Source organism: Streptomyces sp. NPDC085866, assembly GCF_044541035.1.
Lineage (GTDB): Bacteria > Actinomycetota > Actinomycetes > Streptomycetales > Streptomycetaceae > Streptomyces.
The window spans coordinates 576,758-600,159 of the sequence record NZ_JBITSQ010000002.1; the positions used below are offsets into that span (position 1 = coordinate 576,758).

At 71.3% G+C, this 23,402-nt stretch carries 19 protein-coding genes; 11 read left to right on the plus strand and 8 right to left on the minus strand.

Annotated elements, in window-relative coordinates; genetic code table 11:
- Window positions 1-18: 18 nt before the first annotated feature.
- The 4 genes from ACIF83_RS06005 to ACIF83_RS06020 all read left to right on the plus strand — a co-directional run bounded on the left by ACIF83_RS06005 (window position 19) and on the right by ACIF83_RS06020 (window position 5,575).
- Window positions 19-702: an MBL fold metallo-hydrolase gene (locus ACIF83_RS06005; RefSeq protein WP_399723764.1), complete on the plus strand. Its 684-nt coding sequence runs from the start codon at window positions 19-21 to the stop codon at window positions 700-702.
- A gap of 60 nt (window positions 703-762) precedes the next feature.
- Window positions 763-1,611 carry an oxygenase MpaB family protein gene (locus ACIF83_RS06010; RefSeq protein WP_393477023.1) on the plus strand — a complete coding sequence of 283 codons (849 nt, stop codon included), beginning with the start codon at window positions 763-765 and terminating at the stop codon, window positions 1,609-1,611.
- A 120-nt stretch (window positions 1,612-1,731) separates the two neighbouring features.
- Window positions 1,732-3,951 carry a tetratricopeptide repeat protein gene (locus ACIF83_RS06015; protein ID WP_399723768.1) on the plus strand — a complete coding sequence of 740 codons (2,220 nt, stop codon included), beginning with the start codon at window positions 1,732-1,734 and terminating at the stop codon, window positions 3,949-3,951.
- 64 nt (window positions 3,952-4,015) lie between these two features.
- The gene (locus tag ACIF83_RS06020) at window positions 4,016-5,575 is read left to right on the plus strand and encodes a phytoene desaturase family protein (RefSeq protein ID WP_399723771.1); all 1,560 of its coding nucleotides are present in this window, start codon (window positions 4,016-4,018) and stop codon (window positions 5,573-5,575) included.
- A 61-nt stretch (window positions 5,576-5,636) separates the two neighbouring features.
- Here the strand turns inward: ACIF83_RS06020 and ACIF83_RS06025 are convergent, their stop codons facing one another.
- The gene (locus ACIF83_RS06025; protein WP_399723774.1) at window positions 5,637-7,403 is read right to left on the minus strand and encodes a serine hydrolase; all 1,767 of its coding nucleotides are present in this window, start codon (window positions 7,401-7,403) and stop codon (window positions 5,637-5,639) included.
- 153 nt (window positions 7,404-7,556) lie between these two features.
- Here ACIF83_RS06025 and ACIF83_RS06030 point away from each other — a divergent pair, with 153 nt between their 5' ends.
- The 3 genes from ACIF83_RS06030 to ACIF83_RS06040 are packed head-to-tail and all read left to right on the plus strand — an operon-like array spanning window position 7,557 to window position 11,800.
- Window positions 7,557-8,684: an NAD(P)H-dependent flavin oxidoreductase gene (locus tag ACIF83_RS06030; protein ID WP_399723777.1), complete on the plus strand. Its 1,128-nt coding sequence runs from the start codon at window positions 7,557-7,559 to the stop codon at window positions 8,682-8,684.
- Window positions 8,681-10,231, plus strand: a complete 1,551-nt coding sequence (locus tag ACIF83_RS06035; protein ID WP_399723780.1) for an acyl-CoA synthetase — start codon at window positions 8,681-8,683, stop codon at window positions 10,229-10,231. The genes ACIF83_RS06030 and ACIF83_RS06035 overlap by 4 nt, the downstream gene beginning before the upstream one ends.
- A gap of 42 nt (window positions 10,232-10,273) precedes the next feature.
- Window positions 10,274-11,800, plus strand: a complete 1,527-nt coding sequence (locus ACIF83_RS06040; RefSeq protein ID WP_399723783.1) for an acyl-CoA synthetase — start codon at window positions 10,274-10,276, stop codon at window positions 11,798-11,800.
- 7 nt (window positions 11,801-11,807) lie between these two features.
- Here the strand turns inward: ACIF83_RS06040 and ACIF83_RS06045 are convergent, their stop codons facing one another.
- From ACIF83_RS06045 to paaK, 4 genes are all read right to left on the minus strand, one after another.
- A complete protein-coding gene (locus ACIF83_RS06045) occupies window positions 11,808-12,758 on the minus strand; it encodes a hypothetical protein (protein WP_393477003.1) in 951 nt (316 codons plus the stop codon).
- Between the two features lie 49 nt (window positions 12,759-12,807).
- A complete protein-coding gene (locus ACIF83_RS06050) occupies window positions 12,808-13,719 on the minus strand; it encodes a TIGR03620 family F420-dependent LLM class oxidoreductase (RefSeq protein WP_399723787.1) in 912 nt (303 codons plus the stop codon).
- Window positions 13,720-13,817: 98 nt separating this feature from the next.
- On the minus strand, window positions 13,818-14,150 hold the full coding sequence (locus ACIF83_RS06055; protein WP_389177157.1) for an ArsR/SmtB family transcription factor: 333 nt from the start codon (window positions 14,148-14,150) through the stop codon (window positions 13,818-13,820).
- A gap of 239 nt (window positions 14,151-14,389) precedes the next feature.
- Window positions 14,390-15,685: a phenylacetate--CoA ligase PaaK gene (paaK, locus tag ACIF83_RS06060; protein ID WP_393476998.1), complete on the minus strand. Its 1,296-nt coding sequence runs from the start codon at window positions 15,683-15,685 to the stop codon at window positions 14,390-14,392.
- A gap of 142 nt (window positions 15,686-15,827) precedes the next feature.
- Between paaK and ACIF83_RS06065 the strand changes: the two genes are divergently transcribed.
- Together ACIF83_RS06065 and ACIF83_RS06070 are read left to right on the plus strand one after the other, a co-directional pair.
- Entirely contained in the window at window positions 15,828-16,295 is a 468-nt protein-coding gene (locus ACIF83_RS06065) for a hypothetical protein (RefSeq protein ID WP_399723791.1), read from the plus strand.
- 50 nt (window positions 16,296-16,345) lie between these two features.
- Window positions 16,346-17,212, plus strand: a complete 867-nt coding sequence (locus ACIF83_RS06070; RefSeq protein WP_399723794.1) for an alpha/beta fold hydrolase — start codon at window positions 16,346-16,348, stop codon at window positions 17,210-17,212.
- On the opposite strand, the gene ACIF83_RS06075 is transcribed toward ACIF83_RS06070, so the two are convergent.
- Complete coding sequence (locus ACIF83_RS06075) at window positions 17,181-18,929, minus strand: sulfatase (protein ID WP_399723797.1); 1,749 nt, start codon at window positions 18,927-18,929, stop codon at window positions 17,181-17,183. The genes ACIF83_RS06070 and ACIF83_RS06075 overlap by 32 nt on opposite strands.
- A gap of 317 nt (window positions 18,930-19,246) precedes the next feature.
- Here ACIF83_RS06075 and ACIF83_RS06080 point away from each other — a divergent pair, with 317 nt between their 5' ends.
- Window positions 19,247-19,816, plus strand: a complete 570-nt coding sequence (locus tag ACIF83_RS06080) for an SMI1/KNR4 family protein (protein ID WP_399723800.1) — start codon at window positions 19,247-19,249, stop codon at window positions 19,814-19,816.
- A 9-nt stretch (window positions 19,817-19,825) separates the two neighbouring features.
- Here the strand turns inward: ACIF83_RS06080 and ACIF83_RS06085 are convergent.
- Together ACIF83_RS06085 and ACIF83_RS06090 are read right to left on the minus strand one after the other, a co-directional pair.
- A protein-coding gene (locus ACIF83_RS06085) for an IS5 family transposase (protein WP_399723803.1) occupies window positions 19,826-20,670 on the minus strand; the annotation gives its coding sequence in 2 pieces (ribosomal slippage) (window positions 19,826-20,337 and window positions 20,337-20,670; 846 coding nt in all).
- Between the two features lie 37 nt (window positions 20,671-20,707).
- Entirely contained in the window at window positions 20,708-22,321 is a 1,614-nt protein-coding gene (locus tag ACIF83_RS06090) for an acyl-CoA synthetase (RefSeq protein WP_393476990.1), read from the minus strand.
- A 187-nt stretch (window positions 22,322-22,508) separates the two neighbouring features.
- Between ACIF83_RS06090 and ACIF83_RS06095 the strand changes: the two genes are divergently transcribed.
- On the plus strand, window positions 22,509-23,309 hold the full coding sequence (locus ACIF83_RS06095; protein ID WP_393476987.1) for a crotonase/enoyl-CoA hydratase family protein: 801 nt from the start codon (window positions 22,509-22,511) through the stop codon (window positions 23,307-23,309).
- The last annotated feature ends 93 nt before the right edge of the window (window positions 23,310-23,402 follow it).

Genomic DNA, 23,402 nt, shown 5'->3' on the forward strand with positions numbered 1-23,402 from the left:
CAAGCCCTGAGGACCTCCATGCACCACCAACTCGCCCCCGGCATCACACAGATCGCCACCACCCGGCGTGACAACGCCTTCCTGGTCGCCGGAGACGACGGCTACACCCTCGTCGATGTCGGCTGGGCCGGCGCCCCCGGCGTCCTGCTCGACGCGCTCGCCGACCTCGGCGGCAAGCCCGGCGACATCCGCCGGATCGTGATCACCCACGCCCACCCCGACCACGTCCAGGGCGCCGCTGACCTGCGGCACCGCACCGGCGCGGACATCCTCGTGCACGCCGCCGACCGGCCCTGGCTGGAGGCCGGCCGCGTCCCGCCCGAGGGGCGCTCGGGGCTGCCCGGGCGGCTCCTGGACCGGCTGCCGAAGCTGCACTGGACGCCGGTCACCGCGGACGGCACACTCGCCGACGGCGATCTCGTCGACGGGTCCGGCGGGCTGCGGGTGATCCACACTCCGGGGCACAGTCCCGGGCACATCGTGCTGTGGCACGAGCCGAGCCGCACCCTGCTGACGGGAGACGCCGTCTTCCACCGCGGTCGCCTCGATCTCGGTCACGCGGCGCTCGCCGCCGACCCCGGACTACGGGCGGATAGCCTCGCGAAACTGCCGGCAGACGTCCGCGCGGTCGGCTTCGCCCACGGCGCCCCGCTCACCGGCGCGGGGGCCGGGACGTTCCGGAGGTTCGTCGAGAGTCCGTAACCGGCGGTATCGCTCCGCTCCGCGGCCGTGGCATCGTGGTCGCAGGGCGGAGGTGACCCCATGACCGATGCCGACCCGGGGCTGTTCGGCCCCTCCTCGGTGACCTGGCAGATGCACGGTGACCCGATGATGTGGGTCGCCGGCGTCCGCGCGCTGTACCTCCAGGCGCTGCACCCGCGCGCCGTGCGCGGCGTCATGCAGAACTCCGACTTCCGGCGCGACGCCTGGGGCCGGCTGATGCGCACCGCCGACTTCGTAGGCACCACGACCTACGGCACCAGCGAGGCGGCCGAGCGGGCCGGTGCCCGGGTGCGGAAGATCCACCGCATGCTCCAGGTGAGCGACCCGGACACGGGGGAGCGGTACGGCGTGGACGAGCCCGAACTGCTGCTGTGGGTGCACTGCGCGGAGATCGACTCCTATGTGCACGTCCTGCGCAGCTCCGGTTACCCGCTCACCGACGCCCAGGCCGACCGGTACATCGACGAACACCGCGTCAGCGCACGTCTGGTGGGCCTCGACCCGGACGCCGTACCGGCCGGCCGGGCCGAGATGGCCGCGTACTTCGAGAAGGTGCGGCCGGAACTGGCCGCGGGACCCGAGGCACGCGCGGTGGACGACTTCCTCCTCCGCCCGCCGACGCATCCCCTCCTGGTCCCGGCGCGCGAGGTGCTGTGGCGGCGCGTGGCGCAGCTGGCGTACGCCTCCCTGCCCCCGTACGCCCACGAGTTGTACGGCAGACCGGCCCCCCGACCCGCCGTCGTGGCCCGCCGGCTGCGGGCCACGGGCGCCCTGCTGCGGTGCGTTCCCGCACGTCTGCGCTGGCAGCTGCCGCCCAAACACATCCTGCGGGCCATGGCGAGGCTCGGCCCGGACGTCCGACCGGCACCGTACAAACTGGGGCGATAGGCCGCCATACTGGACGAGCAGGGGGGTGTGTCACGGATCGGGCCGCGTCGTACGCGGTCGCTGCACGTGGCGATGTCCCCCAGGGGGCGGGGCGGACAGCGACGGGGGCGACGGCGCGCAATGGGGGAGAACAGGCTGGTTCAGGGCCGGTACCGGCTGCTCGATCTGATCGGGCGGGGCGGGATGGGCGAGGTGTGGCGGGCTCGCGACGAGTCCCTGGGGCGGCAGGTCGCGGTGAAGTGCCTCAAGCCGCTCGGCCCGCAGCACGACCCGTCCTTCACCCGCGTCCTGCGGGAGCGGTTCCGCCGGGAGGCCAGAGTGGCCGCCGCGCTCTCGCACCGCGGAGTGACCGTCATCCACGACTTCGGCGAGTACGACGGCGTCCTCTATCTCGTCATGGAGCTGCTGGAAGGACGCGACCTGAGCCGGCTCCTGGAGGACAACAAAGGGCATCCGCTGCCCGTGGGTGACGTGATCGACATCGCGGAACAGGTCGCCGCCGCCCTCGCCTACACCCATCAACAGGGCATCGTGCACCGCGACCTGAAACCCGCCAACATCGTGCGCCTGACCGACGGCACCGTGAAGATCTGCGACTTCGGCATAGCCCGCCTCGGCCACGACATCGGCTTCACCGCCCGCCTCACCGGAACCGGCGTCGCGATGGGCACCCCGCACTACATGTCCCCGGAACAGATCGGCGGCACCGAGGTCGACCAGCGCAGCGACCTGTACTCGCTGGGCTGCGTCCTGTACGAGATCGCCACCGGGGCACCGCCGTTCGACCTGGACGACGCCTGGGCGATCCTCATCGGCCACCGCGACACCCCGCCCCGCCCGCCCCGCACCCACCGCCCCGAACTGCCCGCCCCCTTCGAACGGATCGTCCTCGACCTGCTGGCCAAACAGCCCGAGGAACGTCCGTACGATGCACGCGAGTTGGGGCGTCGCCTGGCCGCGGGGCGTACGGCGCCCACGTACGTGCCGACGGTCGTGACAGGACGGCCGGGCGCCGGTGGGACGGCCGCGCACGAGGCCCGCCTGCCGGCGTGGACCCGAGGCATGACCACCGGCCACAAGGCGGTCGGTACCGGACTGCGGGCCACCGCGCCGGACCCCGGCGCGGCCCTGCGCGGCGCCTGGACCGCCGGGGCCCGGGTCGCCGTCCTCTCCCGGCCGGCGCCGGACGCCGTGGCCGCACTCACCGCACGGCACCATGAAGGCCTCGCACTGGCCCGGCGCGGCCGCTGGGCCGAGGCACGCGACGTGCACCTGACCGTCGCCGCCGAACGGGCGGCGCTCCTCGGCCCGGACCACCCCGACACCCTCGCCAGCCGCTACGAGGCGGCCTTCACCCTCAGTCGCACCGGCCGGGCCGCCGACGCGCTGCGCGCCTACACCGACGTCGTCGCGGCCCGGGCACGCGTCCTCGGCCCCGAGCACCCCGACACGCTGGCCGCCCGCCAGGAAACGGCCTACGTACTGGGCCGGTTGGGCCGCCACTTCGAGGCTCACCAGGGCTACACCTCGGTCCTGGCCGCCCGGATGCGCGTCATGGGCCCCGACCATCCCGACACCCTGCGCTGCAGGCACAACCTCGCCTTCAACCTCAGCCGGCTCGGGCGCCTGGAGGACTCGTACCGCATGGCGCTCGACGTGGCCGCCGCCCGCGCCCGGGTGCTCGGCCCCGATCACCCCGACACCCTGGTCACCCGCTACGAAGTCGCCTACGCCCTGGGTCAGTTGGGCCGCTGGGACGAGGCGCTGCGCACCTACGGCGAGGTCGTCGACGCCCGCGCCCGCACCCTCGGCGCCGACCACCCGGACACCCTCGCCGCCCGCTACGAGGCCGGCATCAGCCTCGGCCGGCTCGGCCGCAGCGCGGACGCCCTCCGCCTCTACCGCGGCCTGGTCGAGGACCGCACCCGCGTCCAGGGCGCCACCCACCCCGAGACCCTGCGCGCCCGCCACGGCCTGGGCGTCAACCTCGGCCGCCTCGACCGCTGGGAGGAGGCCCTCGTCGAGGCCCGCGACGTGTGCGCGCTGCGCGAACGCGTCCTCGGCGCCGACCACCCGGACACCCTGGTCAGCCGGCGCGAGGTCGCCGTCGCCCTGGGCTGGCTGGGCCGCTGGACGGACGCTCTCACCGAGTACCGGCGGGTCGCCACGGCCCGCGAGCGCGTCCTCGGCCCCGACCACCCCGACACCCTTGCCAGCCGCAACGACGAGGCCCACTGCCTGGAACAGCTCGGCCGCGGTGCCGAGGCCGTGGAGTTGTACCGCAGAGTGGCCGTACTGAGCCGGCAGCGGGCGTCCGGCGGACACCGGCCCGTACCCTGACCCGGGCGCCGACACGTCCGGCACGCCTCTGGCCGACGTAGATCATCACGTGTTACGAAGAACCATGCCTGCCAACGAGGGAACCCGGACGTACGACGCCGTCATCATCGGCGGCGGCCACAACGGCCTTGTCGCCGCCGCCTACCTGGCCCGGGCCGGCCGCTCCGTGCTGCTGCTGGAACGGCTCGGCCACACCGGCGGTGCCGCCGTCTCCACCCGTCCGTTCGCCGGGGTGGACGCCCGCCTGTCGCGCTACTCCTACCTGGTCAGCCTGCTGCCGTCGAAGATCGTGCGCGATCTCGGTCTCGACTTCCGCGTCCGCGGGCGCACCATCTCCTCGTACACCCCCGTGGAGCGTGGCGGCCGGCCCACCGGACTCCTCGTCGGCGGCGGGGAGCGGCGCACCCGGGAGGCCTTCGCCCGGCTGACCGGCGGCGAGCGCGAGTACGACGCCTGGCAGCGCTTCTACGGCATGACCGGCCAGGTCGCCCAGCGCGTCTTCCCGACCCTCACCGAGCCCCTGCCCACTCGCGACGAGCTGCGCCGCCGCATCGACGACGACACCGCCTGGCGAGCCCTGTTCGAGGAGCCGATCGGCGTCGCCGTCGAGGAGAACTTCACCGACGACCTGGTCCGGGGCGTCGTCCTCACCGACGCGCTGATCGGTACCTTCGCCGACGCCCACGACTCCTCCCTGGCCCAGAACCGCTGCTTCCTCTACCACGTCATCGGCGGCGGCACCGGAGCCTGGGACGTGCCCGTCGGCGGCATGGGCGCCCTCACCGACGCCCTGGCCACCGCCGCGCGGGAGGCGGGCGCCGAACTCGTGACCGGACACGAGGCGGTCCGCATCGAGACCGACGCCCACACCGCCGAGGTCACCTACCGTACGGCCGACGGCGAGGGCGTCGCCGCCGCACGGCACGTCCTGGTCAACGCCTCCCCGCAGGAACTGGCCGCCCTGACGGGGGACTCCGCACCCGAGCCCGCCGAGGGCGCGCAGCTCAAGGTGAACATGCTGCTCACGCGGCTTCCCAAGCTCCGCGACCCCTCCGTCGACCCCCGCGAGGCCTTCGCCGGCACCTTCCACATCGCCGAGGGCTACGAGCAGCTGGCCGCCGCCCACGCCCAGGCCGCCGCCGGTGAACTCCCCGCCGCGCCGCCCTCGGAGATCTACTGCCACTCCCTGACCGACCCCTCCATCCTCGGGACCGACCTCGCCGAGCGCGGCTACCAGACACTGACCCTGTTCGGACTGCACACCCCCGCCCGGCTCTTCGCCCGGGACAACGACGCCGTACGTGAGGAACTGCTGAAGTCCACCCTCGCCCAGCTCGACGCCCACCTCGCCGAACCCCTCACCGACTGCCTCGCCACGGACGCCGACGGCCGCCCCTGCATCGAGGCGAAGACCCCGCTGGACCTCGAACGCGACCTGCGCCTGCCCGGCGGCAACATCTTCCACCGCGCCCTGTCCTGGCCCTACGCCCAGGAGGACACCGGCCGTTGGGGCGTCGAGACCCGGCACGCCAACATCCTGCTGTGCGGCGCGGCCGCGGTGCGCGGGGGAGGGGTGAGCGGCGTGCCGGGGCACAACGCGGCGATGGCGGTGCTGGAGGGGTAGCGCGCACTTGTTCCTGCGCCCTGCCGGTCCGGCCGACCGGTGACCGCCCCGGCGGTGGGCGTCAGTCGGCCTCAGCCGTCCACCCCACCGCCTCGATCCGTGCGGCGTCGGCCGGCCGCGTCTCGTCGAAGACGACCTCGCCGTCGGCCTCGACGCGCGACGCGTCCACATAGGCGCCGCGGCCGACGTACAGCCGGTCCGTGGTGTACCGCCAGCGCACGGCCAGTTCCCGGGCGGCCGGCAGGTCGGCGGTCAGCCGGTGCCAGACGCGCCCGGACCAGCCGGTCACCGACCCCGCGGGGTGTTCCTGCGGTTCCTCGCCGTGACTCATGGTGGTGAACGGCACCGGCTGCCAGGTGGCGCCCCCGTCCGTGGTGGCCTCCAGGGCGAGGAGGTCCGAGGCGGGCTCGATGTCCCACCACAGGGCGCAGCACAGCCGGGCGTCACCGGGCGAGGTGTCGACCGCGGGCAGGGTCAGGGTCGCCGTCGTGGCGTCGGCCGTTCCGGAGAACCAGGCGGTACGGCCACGGGCCGGGCGGACCGGTACGGCGCGGGCCAGACGGGTGCCCGCGGCGACCCGGGGAGCGGACCCCGACCGCCAAGTACGCACCGGATGAACGGAGTTTCCCAGCACCACGAGGAAGGAGTCGGTGGTCGGGTCGAGTACGAGCGAGGTGCCGGTGAAGCCGGTGTGGCCCGCGGTGTGCGGGGTGGCCATCGCTCCCATGTACCAGTGCTGGTAGAGCTCGAAGCCGAGACCGTGGTCGTGGCCGGGGAAGGCGGTGTTGAAGTTCGTGAACATCAGGTCCACCGACTCCGGCTCCAGGATGCGGGTACGGCCGTAGGTGCCGCGGTCGAGCAGCGTGCGGCCGAGGACCGCGAGGTCCCAGGCGCAGGAGAACACCCCGGCGTGGCCCGCCACTCCGCCGAGGCTGTACGCGTTCTCGTCGTGCACCTCGCCCCACACCAGCCCGCGGTCCAGCCCCGACCAGGGCGGGCGGGCGATCTCGGTGGCGGCGATCGTCGGTTTCCAGGACGCGGGCGGGTTGTAGCGGGTGCGGTCCAGGCCGAGTGGAGCGGTGATGTCGTCGTGCAGGAGGACGTCGAGGGCGCGGCCGGTGATCTTCTCCAGGACGAGCTGCAGGGAGACCAGGTTGAGGTCCGAGTAGAGGTAGACCGTGCCCGGCGGGTTGAGCGGCGCCTCGTTCCAGATGAGACGGAGCTTCTCCTCGTGCGTCGGCGCGTTGTAGAGCGGGAGCCAGGCACGGAAACCCGAGGTGTGGGTGAGGAGTTGACGGATCGTGATGTCCTGCTTGCCGGCCTGGCCGAAGTCCGGGAGGTACGAGGCGACGGTCGCCTCCAGCTCCAGAGTCCCACGCTCCAGCTGTTGCACGGCGAGCAGTGAGGTGAAGAGCTTGGACACCGAGGCGAGGTCGAAGACGGTGTCCTCGGACATCGGGATCTGCTGGTCGGCCGGGAACTCGATCCCGGTGTCGGTCTTGTCGTCGTATCCCGCATAGCGCACCGCCATGCCGATCGGCTGGTGCAGCGCCACGGTCGCGCCGCGTCCGGCGAGCAGGACGGCGCCCGCGTACCAGGGGTGCTTGGGGGAGGGGCCGAGGAACGTCTCCGCGTCGGTGACGAGCCGGCGCAGGTGAGCGGCCAGCAGTCCGGCCTGTTCCGGGGAGCCGTGCCGCAGGGTGCGGTGGCCGGTGGCGGACGCGGCCTCGGCCGGGCCGGCCGGGAGGCCGGCGAGAGCGAGGGCACCGCCCAGGGTCAGGGCGCCCAGTTGACGGCGGGTGAGTCTGGTGGCCGGCTCATCGGTCATCGTGAAACTGTCCTGTCGGGTGCGGGACGTGTCAATGAGGCGTGCGCGTCGGCCGGGGTGAACATGAGTCCGGAGGAGCAAAATCTGCCGAGTATCTGACGGAGCATCAGAAAACCTCTTCCGTCGTCCGGGGGACTGCGGCATCCTGCGCCCATGCAGACGGAGCTGAGCAGGAAACTCGGAGTCGAGCACGCCGTCTTCGGCTTCACGCCGTTCCCCGCCGTCGCCGCGGCCATCAGCCGGGCCGGCGGCTTCGGCGTGCTCGGCGCGGTCCGCTACACCGCCCCCGACGACCTCAAACGGGACCTCGACTGGATCGAGGCGCACGTCGACGGCAGGCCGTACGGGCTGGACGTCGTGATGCCCGCGAAGAAGGTGGAAGCCCCGAATAATCGAACACTGACCGAGGCGGACGTCGAGGCGATGATCCCCGAGGCGCACCGGCAGTTCGTGCGGGACACCCTGGCCAAGCACGGGGTGCCGGAGCTGGCCGAGGGCGAGGCGTCCGGGTGGCGCATCACCGGGTGGATGGAACAGGTCGCCCGCACCCAGCTCGACGTCGCCTTCGACTACCCGATCCGGCTGCTCGCCAACGCCCTCGGCTCCCCGCCCGCCGACGTCGTCGCCCGCGCCCACCACCAGGACGTCCTGGTCGCCGCGCTCGCGGGCAGCGCCCGGCACGCCCGCAAGCACCAGGAAGCGGGCATCGACATCGTCGTGGCCCAGGGCTACGAGGCCGGCGGCCACACCGGCGAGATCGCCTCCATGGTGCTCACCCCCGAGGTGGTCGAGGCGGTCGATCCGCTGCCCGTGCTGGCCGCAGGAGGCATCGGCAGCGGACAGCAGGTGGCGGCCGCCCTGAGCCTCGGCGCCCAGGGCGTGTGGCTGGGCTCCATATGGCTGACCACCACAGAAGCGGACCTCCACTCGCCCGCCCTGACCCGCAAGCTTCTCGCCGCCGGGTCCGGCGACACCGTCCGCTCCCGCGCCCTGACCGGGAAGCCCGCCCGTCAACTGCGCACCGAGTGGACCGAGGCCTGGGACGACCCCGCCGGGCCCGGCACGCTGCCCATGCCGTTGCAGGGCCTGCTGGTCGCCGAGGCGGTCTCCCGGATCCAGAAGTACGAGGTCGAGCCGCTGCTCGGCACGCCCGTCGGTCAGATCGTCGGCAGGATGACCAGCGAACGCAGCGTCCAGGCCGTCTTCGACGACCTCACCCGCGGCTTCGAGCAGGCCGTCGACCGCATCAACCGCATCGCCGGAAGGAGCGGCCAGTCGTGAGCACATCCCCCACCGGGTTCTGGGCCCAGGCGGCCCAGAACCCCGACCGCTCGGTCCTGATCGCCCCCGACGGCGAGCAGTGGACCGCCGGACGCCTGCACGCCGCCGCGAACCGGCTCGTCCACGGGCTGCGCGCGGCGGGCCTCGAACGCGGCGACGCCTTCGCCGTCGTCCTGCCCAACGGCGTCGAGTTCTTCACCGCCTACCTGGCCGCCAGCCAGGCCGGGTTCTACCTCGTCCCGGTCAACCACCACCTGGTCGGACCCGAGATCGCCTGGATCGTCGCCGACTCCGGCGCCAAGGTGCTCATCGCCCACGAGCGCTTCGCCGCACCGGCCCGCCACGCCGCCGACGAGGCCGGCCTGCCGGCCACCCACCGCTACGCGGTCGGCACGGTCGAGGGCTTCCGGCCGTACGCCGAACTTCTGGACGGACAGCCCGGGTCGGCGCCCTTGGACCGCACCCTCGGCTGGGTCATGAACTACACGTCCGGTACCACCGGACGCCCCCGCGGCATCCGCCGCCCGCTGCCCGGCAAGCCCCCCGAGGAGGCCTACCTCGGCGGTTTCCTCGGCATCTTCGGCATCAGGCCCTTCGAAGGCAACGTCCACCTCGTCTGCTCGCCGCTCTACCACACGGCCGTCCTCCAGTTCGCGGGCGCGTCCCTGCACATCGGCCACCGCCTGGTGCTCATGGACAAGTGGACCCCGGAGGAGATGCTCCGCCTCATCGACACCCACAAGTGCACCCACACCCATATGGTCCCCACCCAGTTCCACCGCCTCCTGGCCCTGCCGGACGAGGTGAAGGGCCGGTACGACGTCTCGTCCATGCGACACGCCATACACGGCGCCGCCCCCTGCCCGGACCATGTGAAGCGGGCCATGATCGACTGGTGGGGGCACTGCGTGGAGGAGTACTACGCGGCCAGCGAGGGCGGCGGAGCCTTCGCCACCGCCGAGGACTGGCTGAAGAAACCCGGAACGGTCGGCAAGGCCTGGCCCATCAGCGAACTCGCCGTCTTCGACGACGACGGCAACCGGCTCCCGCCCGGCCAACTGGGCACCGTCTACATGAAGATGACCACCGGCGGGTTCGCGTACCACAAGGACGAGGCCAAGACCCGCAAGAACCGCATCGGCGACTTCTTCACCGTCGGCGACCTCGGCTACCTGGACGAGGACGGCTATCTCTACCTCCGCGACCGCAAGATCGACATGATCATCTCCGGCGGGGTCAACATCTACCCGGCCGAGATCGAGTCCGCGCTGCTCGCCCACCCCGCCGTCGCCGACGCCGCCGCCTTCGGCATCCCGCACGACGACTGGGGCGAGGAGGTCAAGGCCGTCGTGGAACCCGCCCCCGGGCACGAGCCGGGCCCGGCCCTGGCCGCCGCCCTCCTCGACCACTGCGCGGAGCGGCTCGCCGGCTACAAGCGGCCCAGGAGCGTCGACTTCATCACCGAGATGCCCCGCGACCCCAACGGCAAGCTGTACAAGCGGCGTCTGCGGGACCCGTTCTGGGAGGGCCGTACCCGGCTGGTGTGAGGTTCTTGACCTGCGCCTCCGGTGGGCCGAGGATCGGCTGTCATGACGCAGGGACACGGCAGCACGGTCGACGGGGTGCTGCGGCGCAGCGCCCGGCGCACCCCGGCGCGGGTGGCGCTGGAGTACGGCGAACGCACCTGGACGTACGAGGAACTCGACACCGCCGTCTCCCGTGCGGCGGGCCTCCTCCGCGCCCAGGGGCTCGCCCCCGGCGACCGGGTGGGCGCCTACGGCCACAACTCCGACGCCTACCTGATCGCCTTCCTCGCCTGCGCCCGCGCGGGACTGGTCCACGTGCCGGTCAACCAGAACCTGACCGGCGCCGACCTGGCGTACATCGTCGGGCAGTCGGACAGCACGCTGGTGCTCGCCGATCCGGACATCGCCGGTCGACTACCCGACGGCGTACGGGTGTTGCCCCTGAGGAACTCGGACGACTCCTTCCTCGCCCGGCTGGCCGAGGCATCCCCGTACGACGGGCCCGAACCACGCACCGAGGACCTGGTGCAGCTGCTGTACACCTCCGGTACCACCGCCCTGCCCAAGGGGGCGATGATGACCCACCGGGCACTGGTCCACGAGTACCTGAGTGCGATCACGGCCCTCGACCTGAGCGCCGGCGACCGGCCCGTGCACGCGCTGCCGCTCTACCACTCGGCGCAGATGCACGTGTTCCTGCTGCCCTACCTCGCGGTCGGCGCGACCAACGTCATCCTGGACGCGCCCGACGGTGACCGCCTCCTCGACCTGATCGAGGCGGGCCGGGTGGACAGCCTGTTCGCGCCGCCCACCGTCTGGATCGGCCTCGCCGACCGGCCCGACTTCACCACCCGGGACCTGAGCGGCCTGCGCAAGGCCTACTACGGCGCGTCGATCATGCCCGTGCCGGTGCTCCGGCGACTCCGCGAACACCTGCCCGGGCTGGCCTTCTTCAACTGCTTCGGACAGAGCGAGATCGGCCCCCTGGCCACGGTGCTCGGGCCCGACGAGCACGAGGGCCGGCTGGACTCCTGCGGCCGGACCGTCCTGTTCGTGGACGCACGTGTCGTGGACGACAAGGGTGAGGACGTCCCCGACGGTACCCCCGGCGAAATCGTCTACCGCTCACCGCAGTTGTGCGAGGGCTACTGGGACAAGCCCGAGGAGACCGCCGAGGCCTTCCGTGACGGCTGGTTCCACTCGGGCGACCTCGCGGTGCGCGACCCGGACGGCTACTTCACCATCGTCGACCGGGTGAAGGACGTCATCAACTCCGGTGGCGTGCTGGTGGCTTCACGCCAGGTCGAGGACGCCCTCTACACCCACGGCTCCGTCGCCGAGACCGCCGTGATCGGCCTGCCCGACGAGCGGTGGATCGAAGCCGTCACAGCGGTCGTCGTCCCACGCGGCGAGGTGACGGAGACTCAGCTCATCGCGCACGTACGGGAGAGGCTCCCCTCCTTCAAGGCACCCAAGCGGATCCTGTTCGTGGACCGACTGCCGCGCAACGCCAGCGGGAAGATCCTCAAGAGGGAGCTGCGGGACCGGTTCGTCGACGACGGCGACAGCGCCTCACCGAGTGGTCGCTGACACGTGCTCAGGGGCCGTCGGGCACGAGGTTGTTCGTGCTGAGCAGGTTGCCGCCGACCGGAACGCCGATCGACTTCCGCAGTTCTCCGATGCCCGGATCGCGGACGGACACGGTCAGGGTGTAGGCCGGCTGCCCGGTCATGGTGTTCGAGGAGTCGATCGGCGGCTGGAGCCCCTTCCACACCGCGTCGCCGTCGTAGCCGGGGCACAGGGCCCGTAGCGGCAGTGTGATCTCGCCGCTGCCGCCGCCGGTCAGGTCGATGCGAGTCTTGTCCCCGCGGCCGGTCTTCCCGGGGGAGTCCCAGTTGACAGGGAGGCCGTGCGCGCCGGCGACCAGTCCGTCCGGTCCCTCGATCTCCACCGCGACTCCCTCCCCGCCCAGAGTCCGGGAAACCTTGAGGGATCCCTTCGGGCCTTGAGCGAAGAGCAGCCCGATGTGGAAGCTGTCTGCCTCGCGGCCGGACTGCGCATAGCCGTAGGAGCCGAGTGCGAGCTGCGGGCCGGGGCGTGAGGAGGCCTGAGGCGCGGGTGCGGAGGCGGCTGCGGGGAGCGGGAAGTGGTGGTAGCCCTTGGTTCCGCACCGATCGCCGTCGGAGGTCCCGCCTCCCGGCAGTGCGACGGCCTTGTCCGGCCCCGACGCGGGCGTTCTGTCCCACGACAACAGACCCTGCTGGTAGGCGCCCACGAGCACGACGGCCGCCACGGCCATCCACGGGATCACCGCACCCGCCCTGTCGCGGAACGCACGCCCCTTCGGGCTCCGGCCCTTGCGCTCTGCCTCGAGTACGTTCCGGAACGGTCGGTTCACCCTCCTGGCCCGTGCCGACGGCTCCTTCGGCGCGGCGGCGCCGTCGCCTTCGGCAGCGTCCCGCAGGAACGCCGCCCACTGCTCGTCGGATATGGAGGAGTGGTCCTCCGGTCCCCCGCCGGATCCTTCGGGGGGCTGGATGTTGCTCACGGGGCGAACCCTTCACTGGCGTGGGGCTGGGCCCCGGGTGTTTCCGTCATCATGCCGCACCTGTCCGACTGAACCCTCCAGGCGGCAGGGCCTCGGTGAGCAGGCGCCACTGCGGCAGCGCCGAGGTGCCCGGCGCGATGCCGATCACCTGCACGGTGACGTGGTCGGCGCCCGCCTCGGTGTGGCCCCGCAGCTTCCGTACGACGGTGTCCGGGTCGCCCCAGAACACCAGGTCGTCCACGAGGCGGTCGCTGCCGCCGGCGGAGAAGTCGTCGTCCGTGAAGCCGAGCCTGCGGAACTTCGCCAGGTTGTACGGGGTGTTGAGGTAGCCGTGCAGGTGCTCGCGCGCGAGGGTCCGGGCCCGGTCGGGGTCGGTCTCGAAGAGCACCGCGTGCTCGACGGCCAGGAAGGCGTCCGGGCCGAGGAGCTCCCTGGCCCGGGCGGTGTGGGCCGTGTTCACGTGGTAGGTCTGGGCCCCGTCCGCGCGCTCGCGGGCCAGCTCCAGCATCCGGGGGCCGTACGCGGCCAGCAGGCGCCGCATCGGGGCCTCGGGGCGGGGGTTGGGCGTCTCCGCCTCCAGGGCGTCCAGCTCGTCCAGGTACGCGGACATGGCGGCGAGCGGCTTGACCCCCGGGCGCGGCTGACCGCCGAAGCCGAGACCGAGGACGTGCCGGTCCGGGTAGGCGTCCGCGAGCAGCGCAGCGGCGCCGTAGGTCCACCGTGCCTCGCGTGACCAGATGCGGGCGATGCCGTTGACGACACTCAGCCGCTCGGTGCAGGAGAGCAGATAGCCGGCGTGGCTGAACGCGTCCCGCCCGAGGAGTTCGGGGATCCACAGCGCCCGCCAGCCCAGTTCCTCCAGTTCCTGGACCGAGTCACGGATCAGCGCGGCGGGTTGGTACTCGAAGTCGAAGGTGTAGATCCCGAACGGGCCGAGCCCCGGAGACATGTCGCCGGTCATCGTGCGCTCCCTCGTGGATTGGATCATCATTCGATCGAAATATCGCAGAATTTCGATATGTAGTGCAAGGGGAGATCATGCGCGTGGAGCAGGGACGGCTAGAGCGTCTGGCCCAGTTCCGCGACGAGGTGCGCGATGCGCTGCTCGTCCCGCTTGTAGTGGGTCCACTTGCCGACGCGGGTCGCCCGCACCAGACCGGCACGCTGGAGTTCGGCCATGTAGGCCGACACGGTGGACTGGGCCAGTCCCGCCTTCGCCTGGATGTGGCTCACGCACACACCCACCTCGGCCGGATCGGCGATCGCCGCCTCCATGGGGAAGTGCCGCTCGGGCTCGCGCAGCCACTGCAGCATCTGCAGCCGCATCGGATTGGACAGCGCCCGCAACGCGCCGACCAGCTCCGGATCCGGGGAGGGGACGGTGTCGGTCATGCATCCGGAGTATAGGTTCGCCGCCGACGTTTCGAGGTACGTCGATATGACCGGGGTCCAGGTCGTGGTCCTGCGGCGGAGTGCCTCCTTCTTCGCGCGGTTTCCGCCGGTGTCCATGGAGTACGGGCGACGGGTGCCGAGTTGCAAGGTGTTCAGGATCCGACCCGCGGCCGGACGACGCCCGAGGCGGGCCGAAGCCCCCCGGGAACGCCGTACCGGCCGGGCCCGTGCCGTGACCGCTAGCGCGGTCGCAGATCCACGATCCGGCGGATCTTGCCCACGGACCGCTCCAGCGACTCCGGCTCCACGATCTCCACGGCCACGGAGACGCCGACACCGTCCTTCACGGCCGCGGCGATGGACAGGGCTGCCGCGTCCCGCGCCTCGGGCGTGGCGCCCGGGCGGGCCTCGGCGCGTACGGTGAGCGAGTCGAGGCGGCCCTCGCGGGTGAGGCGCAGCTGGAAGTGCGGGGCCACGCCGGGAGTGCGCAGCACGATCTCCTCGATCTGCGTCGGGAACAGGTTGACCCCCCGCAGGATCACCATGTCGTCGCTGCGCCCGGTGACCTTCTCCATGCGCCGGAACACCCGGGCCGTGCCGGGCAGCAGCCGGGTCAGGTCCCGGGTCCGGTACCGGACGATCGGCATGGCCTCCTTGGTGAGCGAGGTGAACACCAGCTCGCCCTGTTCGCCCTCCGGCAGCACCTCACCCGTGATCGGGTCGACGATCTCCGGATAGAAGTGGTCCTCCCACACGTGCAGACCGTCCTTGGTCTCCACGCACTCCTGGGCGACCCCCGGACCGATCACCTCGGACAACCCGTAGATGTCGACGGCGTCGATCGCGAACCGCTCCTCGATCTCCCGCCGCATCTGCTCGGTCCAGGGCTCGGCGCCGAAGACGCCCACCCGCAGCGAGGTGCTCCGCGGGTCCACGCCCTGCCGCTCGAACTCGTCCAGCAGCGTGAGCATGTACGACGGGGTGACCATGATGATGCCGGGTTCGAGGTCCCGGATCAGCTGGACCTGGCGGGCCGTCATACCGCCGGACGCCGGGATGACCGTACAGCCCAGCCGCTCGGCACCGTAGTGGGCGCCCAGCCCCCCGGTGAACAGCCCATAGCCGTAGGCCACATGCACGGTGTCACCGGGGCGCCCGCCCGCGGCGCGGATGGAACGCGCCACCATGTCCGCCCACATGGAAAGGTCGTTCTCCGTGTAGCCGACCACCGTGGGCAGCCCGGTGGTGCCGCTGGAGGCATGGAGTCGGCGAATACGTTCGCGGGGTACGGCGAACATGCCGTACGGGTAGTGCTCCCTGAGGTCGGCCTTGGTGGTGAAGGGGAAGTGTGCCAGGTCGGCCAGCGCGCGGCAGTCCTCCGGACGGACGCCGGCCTTGTCGAAGGACTCCCGGTAGAAGGGCACGTTGTCGTAGGCGTGCCGCAGCGAGGCGCGCAGCCGCTCCAGCTGGAGCGCCCGCAACTCCTCGGGCCCGAGCTTCTCGCCCGCATCCAGCAGGTCCGTCGCATCCGCCATCGGGACTTCTCCCTCGTCAGCCGTACATTCCGGACGACCGATCATTCGGTCGACCCTCCGGGGTCAGTAAATTCAGACCATCCGCCTCCAGGCAAGAGGCCGGCTCCGAATTTCCTGACGGGACGGCGCAGAAAATGGGGGCGTGGAGCTACGACGCGAACTGCTGCCCCCGCCCGTGCCGGCCGAGCGGCCGGCGGAGCCGGGCGAGGAGATCGACCGGATCGAGAGGCTGCTGTGCGAGGACGCGGAGGCGGGGCGCCGGGCCGTCGACGCCTTCAACGCGGCGACCGGGTGCGCGTACGAGCCGTCGGCCTTCCTCTGCCGGTCCGCATCGCGTGATCTGGAGGAGTTCGCTCCGGAGGCCGCCCGGCCGGCCGGGCCACGCGTCCCGGACATCACCCGCGAAGAACTCACCGAGATCGTCCGCCGGATCCTCGCCGGATGCGTATCGGGGAACCCCGACACCGACTACTACCTGTCGGTGCTGCAGACCAACGTCGCTCATCCTCGGGCCGCCGAGCTGCTCCTCCACCCGCCGGCCCACCTGAGGGAGGCCCCGCCGGAGCGGATCGTGGAGGCGCTGCAGGCCTACCGGCCCATCGCCCTGTGAGCGCGCAACGGCGTTGCGGCCCGGCGGCCCGAACCTGGATGATCACCGGCATGCCGACCTTCAGCGCAGCCGACGGAACCCAGCTCTCCTACCACCTCAGGGGCGAAGGCGAGTTCCTTGCCGTCCTGCCCGGCGGGCCCATGCGTGCCTCCGTCTACCTCGGGGACCTGGGCGGGCTGGCCGCGCACCGGCGGCTGGCGCTGCTCGATCTGCGGGGTACCGGGGATTCCGGGGTGCCGGGCGACCCGGCGACGTACCGCTGTGACCGGTTGGTGGACGACGTGGAGGTGTGGCGGGCCCACATGGGGCTGGAGCACATGGATCTGCTGGCTCACTCCGCGGCCGGCAGTCTCGCGATGCTCTACGCGGCCCGCTACCCCCACCGGATACGTCGGCTCGTGCTGATCACCCCGAATCCCTCGGCCCTCGGGATGCCGGCGACGCCCGAGGACCGGCTGGCCGCGGCCCGGCTGCGGGCCGGTGAGCCGTGGTTCGCGGAGGCGTTTCCCGCGTTCGAGGCGTGGCTGACGGGTGAGGGGGACTTCGACGAGGTCTTCATGCCGTTCTTCTACGGCCGCTGGGACGACGTCGTCCGCACGCACGACGCTGCCGCGGACGAGCAGACCAACGACGAGGCGGGCGACCGGTACTTCGGCGACGGAGCCTTCACCCCGGACGCCACCCGGGCCGCGCTCGCCGCCCTGACCGCCCCGGTTCTGGTGTACGCGGGCGAACTCGACGGCGGCCCCCGCCCCGACCTTGCCCGCCGCACCGCCGAGGCCTTCCCGAACGCCGAGGTCAGCGTCCAGCCCGGCGCCGGCCACTACCCGTGGCTGGACGACCCGGAGCACTTCGTCCGCCGCACCCTCACCTTCCTCGACGGGGTCAGCCCTGCTGCGGGCCGTACGCCCGCATGAAGCGGTCGCGGAACTTGTTCATGGGCCAGATCGGAGCGTCCGCCGCCGGCTTCAGGCCCTCCGTCCAGCCCCAGCCGGAGACACGGTCCAGCACCTTCGGGTCGTGGGCGACGATGGTGACGGGCACGTCCTTGCGGGGGCTGCCCGCGGTGACGGTCGGCACCGGCTGGTGGTCGCCCAGGAAGACCAGGACCGTGTTCTTGTCGCCGTAGCGCTGCACGAACTCGACGAGGCTGTGCAACGAGTACTCGATGGCGTTCCGGTACTCCGTCCGCACGCTCTCGGGGTTCTTCCAGACCTCCTTCGGGTCCTTGCCCTCCTTCTTGATGCGGTGGAAGACCGAGCCGTCGCCGAGGTCCTTCCAGTCGATCATGTGGGCGACGGGCGCCCACGGGTTGTGGCTGGAGGCGAGGATGATCTCCGCCATCAGCGGCCCGCGGTCCTTCTTGCCGAACTCCAGCCGGTTGAAGGCCTCCAGGCTGAACTGGTCCGGCACGGGCGTCCAGCTGAAGTAGGGGCCGTGGTAGCCGAGGTGTGTGGAGTCGTAGATGTGGTCCAGGCCGAAGAACCTGCCCTCCGGCCAGGCGTACCGCACACCCGGCACGACGCCGACCGTGCGCCAGGCACCGGTCTCGCGGAAGTACTTGGTGAGGGTCATCCGGTCGCTGGACGTGACGGTCCGGTACCGCTGCTGGTTCTTGACCCACAGGCCGGACAGGAAGGTCGTGTGGCACAGCCAGCTGCCCGCGCCCGTCACCGGGGACCGGAGCCAGCCGCTGCGGGACTCGAATCCCGCCGCCTTCAGGGAGGCCGTGCCCTCCTTCAGGACGGTACCGATCCGCGGCGCCATCGCCGGGTCCTCGATCGCCGTACGGCCGTAGCTCTCGATGAAGGTGAACAGGACGTCCTTGCCGCGCAGGCCGGTCAGCAACTGGTCGCGCGGTGCGCCGGCGAAGGCGTCCACGGCGGCCTCCTCGCGGAAGACCCGGGCATCCTGGAGGCTCGCGCGCACCTGTTCGACCCGGTTTCCCACGATGACGGCGTTGATCTTGGAGGCGATCGGCACATCACCGATCTGCAGGCCGAGCGTGACGCAGGTGATCCACGCGGTGCCCAGCACGAGGGTGCTGCGGGTGGCCACCTGGCGGTGCCGGACCATCAGACCGGTCAGCCGGACCGTGGCGAGCGTGGTCAGGAGGAGGACCGCGCCGGCGAGGAGCAGAGCGCCGGCAACGGCGAACAACTGGCCGGTCCGGCCGAGGGACTCCCGCAGGAAGTCCGCCGCGTCGCCCAGCAGGCCCCAGTCCATCACCAGGTTGAACGGCCGCACCAGCACCGAGTAGAAGCCCATGTCGACGCACTTGAGGATGGTCAGCAGACCGAGCAGCAGGCCCGTGACCACCGCCGCGGCCCGTCGGCTCCGGTGCGGCAGCACCAGGAGCAGGCCGGCCAGCAGGATCCCCTCCGCGGGGATGCGCAAGAACGTGACGAAGGTCAGCCCGTCGAGCCGGTTCGGCAACAGCAGCGCGCCCAGCACGAGGACGGCCGCGAGGACCGTCGTCCCCACGCGCACAGCCCGCGCGACCCGTGGGTGGCGCAGGCGCCGACCGAACCGGCCGGGGCGGGCGCGCGCCGAGGGGTCCCGCCGGCCGTCCTCCCCGCTCCCCTCGTCATCGGTGTCCGACTCCGCCCCGGGGTCGGGCAGTTGACGAGGCATGAGGTGCGACACCCGAAGGTCCTTCCGTGCGTGGCCCGGTCCTGGCTGCGACGGGCCGGAACCAGGAGGCCGACCCGTCATCACCCGTACGGCCGACCGTCACCGTCCGTTCGACCGTGGCGCACACAGTACGCGGCCCCGGGAGCACGGCAACGGGGGGACACCAAGCCCTGGGGCCTGTTGTCGTATTCCCGTCTGCCCCGCTACGTCTGGCAATGACGGGAATGTGACGAAAGGCCCTGGGTCGCGGCTTTTAGATCACCTCGCAGTGAAACCCCGCTGCGGTGTGGGAAGTCCTTCGCCTAGCCTCTGACCTCATGAATCTCCCCGCCGCGCCACGGCCACTGACCGAGGCTGAGGTAGCCGAAGCTGAAGCCCAGCTCGGAGTCGGTTTCCCTCACGAGTACCGTCGCTACTTGTTGCGGGTGAGTGCTGGTGGGGCTGTGGCCCAGCTTGAGAAGACGGAAAACGGCTGGTGGTGGGCAGGTAACAGCACGAGGCGGCGCGACCTGCTGTCCCTGCCTTTCCCCCATCCCGAGTCCTACGAGGACGCCGATGACGAGCTTTATCTGCGTCTGCCTCAGGCTGAAAACTACCCGAACGAGGACGCGTTCTCGGAGGCCATGAGTGCCTGGAACGCCGAGTGCTGGGAGTTCGACGAGCGGAAGACGGCGGGGTCCGTGGTCGCGAAGGAGCATGGCTGTGGATTTGCCACGTTGCTGGTGATCACGGGCCCTCTCACTGGCACCCTGTGGTGGGATGGACGAGCCACCTGCGATCTGATCGTCCCGCTGTCCCTCGACCACTCTGGCGGCGCACGGCCGGTGACTTTCGGCGAGTGGCTGGGGCGTGATTCCTGGGACCTGCTGCCGCCCGGCTGGGGATGAGGCCCGGCGTCATCGTGCGGACCAGAGGAAGATTCCTGCGATGTGCAGCGCGGCGCGGAAGACCGTGGCGGTCTTCTCGTAGCGGGTGGCCAGGCCACGCCACTGTTTGAGCCGGTTGATGCACCGCTCGACGGTGTTGCGCCGCTTGTAGGCGTCGCGGTCAAAGCCGGGTGGTCGGCCACCGTTGCGTCCCTTGCGTTTGCGGTTGGCGATCTGGTCAGCAGGTTCGGGGATGACGGCGCGTATACGGCGTCGGCGAAGGTGGTCGCGGATGGCCCGGGACGAATAGGCCTTGTCCGCCAACACGACGTTGGGCCGGGTCCTGGGTCGGCCGACTCGGCGTGGCACCCGAATGCTGGCCATGACCTGGTCGAACGCGGGCGCGTCTCCTGCCTGGCCGGGCGTGAGGTGAAAGCACAGGGGCCGGCACCGGCTGTCTGCAGCCAGGTGGATCTTCGTGGTCAGTCCGCCGCGGGAGCGGCCGATGGCATGGTCAACCGGTTCGTCGGCCGGGGCCCCTTTTTTCGGGCCCCGGCGGCGTGCTGGTGGGCGCGGACGATGGTGGAGTCCACCGCGACGATCCAGTCCAGGTCGCCTTCCGCGTCGGCCTGGGCGAGCAGGGTCGAGAACACCCGCTTCCAGGTGCCGTCGATGGCCCAGTTCCGAAGTCGCGTGCAGACGCCCTTCCAGGAGCCGTACTCGGGCGGCAGATGCACCCACTGCGAGCCGGTCTGGAACTTCCATGCGATCGCGTCGATCACCTGCCGGTGATCTCGCCACCGCCCACCACGCGTCGGAGTCCGGTCCGGTAGCAACGGCTCGATCCGCGCCCACTGCGCGTCAGTTGACGGCACACCCGGATCAACGAACCCATGATCTGAAAGAGACGGCCTAGTGGTTCGCGGCCACCGCCACCTCCCGCGCCCATCGGTAGTCCGCCTTGCCGCTCGGCGACCGCCGGATGGAGTCCGTGATCACCAGCTGGCGCGGGATCTTGTAGCCGGCCAGCCGGGTGCGGCAGTGGTCCTGGATGTCGGTCAGCGAGGGGTGCCGGGCTCCCTCGCGCAGTTGCACCACGGCCGCCACATGGTTGCCCCACGTGGCGTCCGGCACCCCGGCGACCAGCGCGTCGTACACGTCCGGATGGGCCTTGAGGGCCTGCTCGACCTCCTCCGGGTACACCTTCTCGCCCCCGGTGTTGATGCACTGCGAGCCCCGGCCGAGGACGGTGACCACGCCCTCCTCGTCCACCGTCGCCATGTCACCGAGCAGTACCCAGCGCCTCCCGTCCTTCTCGAAGAACGTCTCGGCGGTCTTGCGCGTGTCGTTGTAGTAGCCGAGCGGTACATGGCCGCACTGTGCGACCCGGCCGATCTCGCCGACGGCGACCGGCTCGTGCGTCGCCGGATCCACCACCTGCGTACGCGAGTTGACCCGGATGCGGAAACCCCGCTCGGGTCCCGAGTCCTCCGTCGCCGTACCGTTGAAGCCGGACTCGGAGGAGCCGAAGTTGTTCAGCAGCAGGGCGTTCGGGACCAGTTCCCGGAACTGCCGGCGCACGGTCTCCGACATGATCGCGCCCGACGAGGAGACGCTGAACAGCGCCGAGCAGTCCGTGCCCTTCATCGGTCCGCCGAGCGCGTCGATCAGCGGCCGGAGCATCGCGTCCCCGACCAGCGACATGCTGGTGACCTTCTCCCTCTCGACGGTCCGCAGCACCTCCTCCGGCACGAACTTGCGGTGCAGGACGACCCGTTGGCCGAAGTTGAAGCCGATGAAAGCGGTGAGGGTGGACGTGCCGTGCATCAGCGGGGGAGTCGGGAAGAAGGTGATCCCCGACCCGCCGGCGGCGACCCGCTCGGCCAGCTCCTCCGGGCTCTTCACCGGCTCGCCCGTCGGCGCACCGCCACCCAGACCCGCGAAGAACAGGTCCTCCTGGCGCCACATCACCCCCTTGGGCATGCCGGTCGTGCCGCCGGTGTAGATGATGAACTGGTCGTCGCCCGACCTGACGGGAAAGCCCCGCTCGGGCGAACCGGACGCCTCCGCCTCGGTGAACGGGACGGCGCCGGGCACCGGCGAGGACGAATCGCCCACCCGCAGCAGGTGCCGCAGCTTCGGCGCCCGTGGCAGTGCCGCTGCCACCCGGTCGTCGAACTCCCCGTCGAAGGCCAGCGCGACCAGGTCCGCGTCCCGGTAGAGGTAGACCAACTCCTCCTCGACGTAGCGGTAGTTGACGTTGACCGGGACGACCCGGGCCTTCATGCAGGCGAGGACCGTCTGCAGGTACTCGACGCCGTTGTAGAGGTGGAGGCCCAGATGCTCCCCGGGGCGTATCCCGCCGGCGATCAGGTGGTGGGCGATGCGGTTGGCGGCCGCGTCCAGCTCCGCGTAGGTCAGGCGGCGTTCCGCGCCGGTGCCGGGGTGGTCGAGGTACACGAGAGCCTCGCGGTCCGGTACCACGTCGACGACCGACTCGAACAGATCGGCAAGGTTGTACTCCACCGCTCCTCCTGACCTCCGACGGCCTGGCGATCCACCGGTTCGCCGGTCATCAGAGCAAAGGGCGCGGCAACTGTGAAGGGTCCGCGCGAAGAAATCTGACTGCCTGTCAGAAAACCCGCGAAGTTCCCTTGAAGTGCCTCCCCGCCTACTGCAACCTGTTCTCGTTCCAACCGAGGGGAGATGGGCAATGGGTGGGACGGAACACCTCACCGTGCAGCGCGAAGGCGCCACACTGGTGCTCACGCTCAACAGGCCCGAAGCGAAGAACGCGCTCTCGCTTCCCATGCTCGTCGGTCTGTACGACGGCTGGGTCGAGGCCGACGAGGACGACACGATCCGCTCGATCGTGCTCACCGGGGCCGGGGGCGCCTTCTGCGCCGGCATGGACCTCAAGGCGCTTGCCGGGGACGGCATGGCGGGGCAGCACTACCGCGACCGGCTCAAGGCCGATCCCGACCTGCACTGGAAGGCCATGCTGCGCCACCACCGCCCCCGCAAACCGGTGATCGCCGCCGTCGAGGGGTACTGCGTGGCCGGCGGCACCGAGATCCTCCAGGGCACCGACATCCGGGTCGCGGGCGAGTCCGCGACCTTCGGCCTGTTCGAGGTCCGGCGCGGCCTGTTCCCGATCGGCGGCTCGACCGTCCGGCTGCAGCGCCAGATCCCGCGCACCCACGCCCTGGAGATGCTGCTCACCGGGCGGCCGTACAGCGCGGCGGAGGCGGCCGCCGTCGGGCTGATCGGGCACGTCGTCCCCGACGGCACCGCACTCTCCAGGGCGCTGGAGATCGCCGAACAGGTCAACGCCTGCGGACCGCTCGCCGTGGAGGCCGTCAAGGCGTCGGTGTACGAGACCGCCGACATGACCGAGACGGACGGACTCGCCGCCGAACTCGCCCGTGGCTGGCCCGTCTTCGACACCGCCGACGCCAAGGAGGGCGCCCGAGCCTTCGCGGAGAAGCGGCCCCCCGTCTACAAGCGCGCGTAGCGCTGCGTCGGCTCAGGCCGGTTTGGACACTGCGGGCCGTGTGTGGCTGGTCGCGCCCCGCGGCGGAGCCGCACATCGACACAGCCCCGCGCC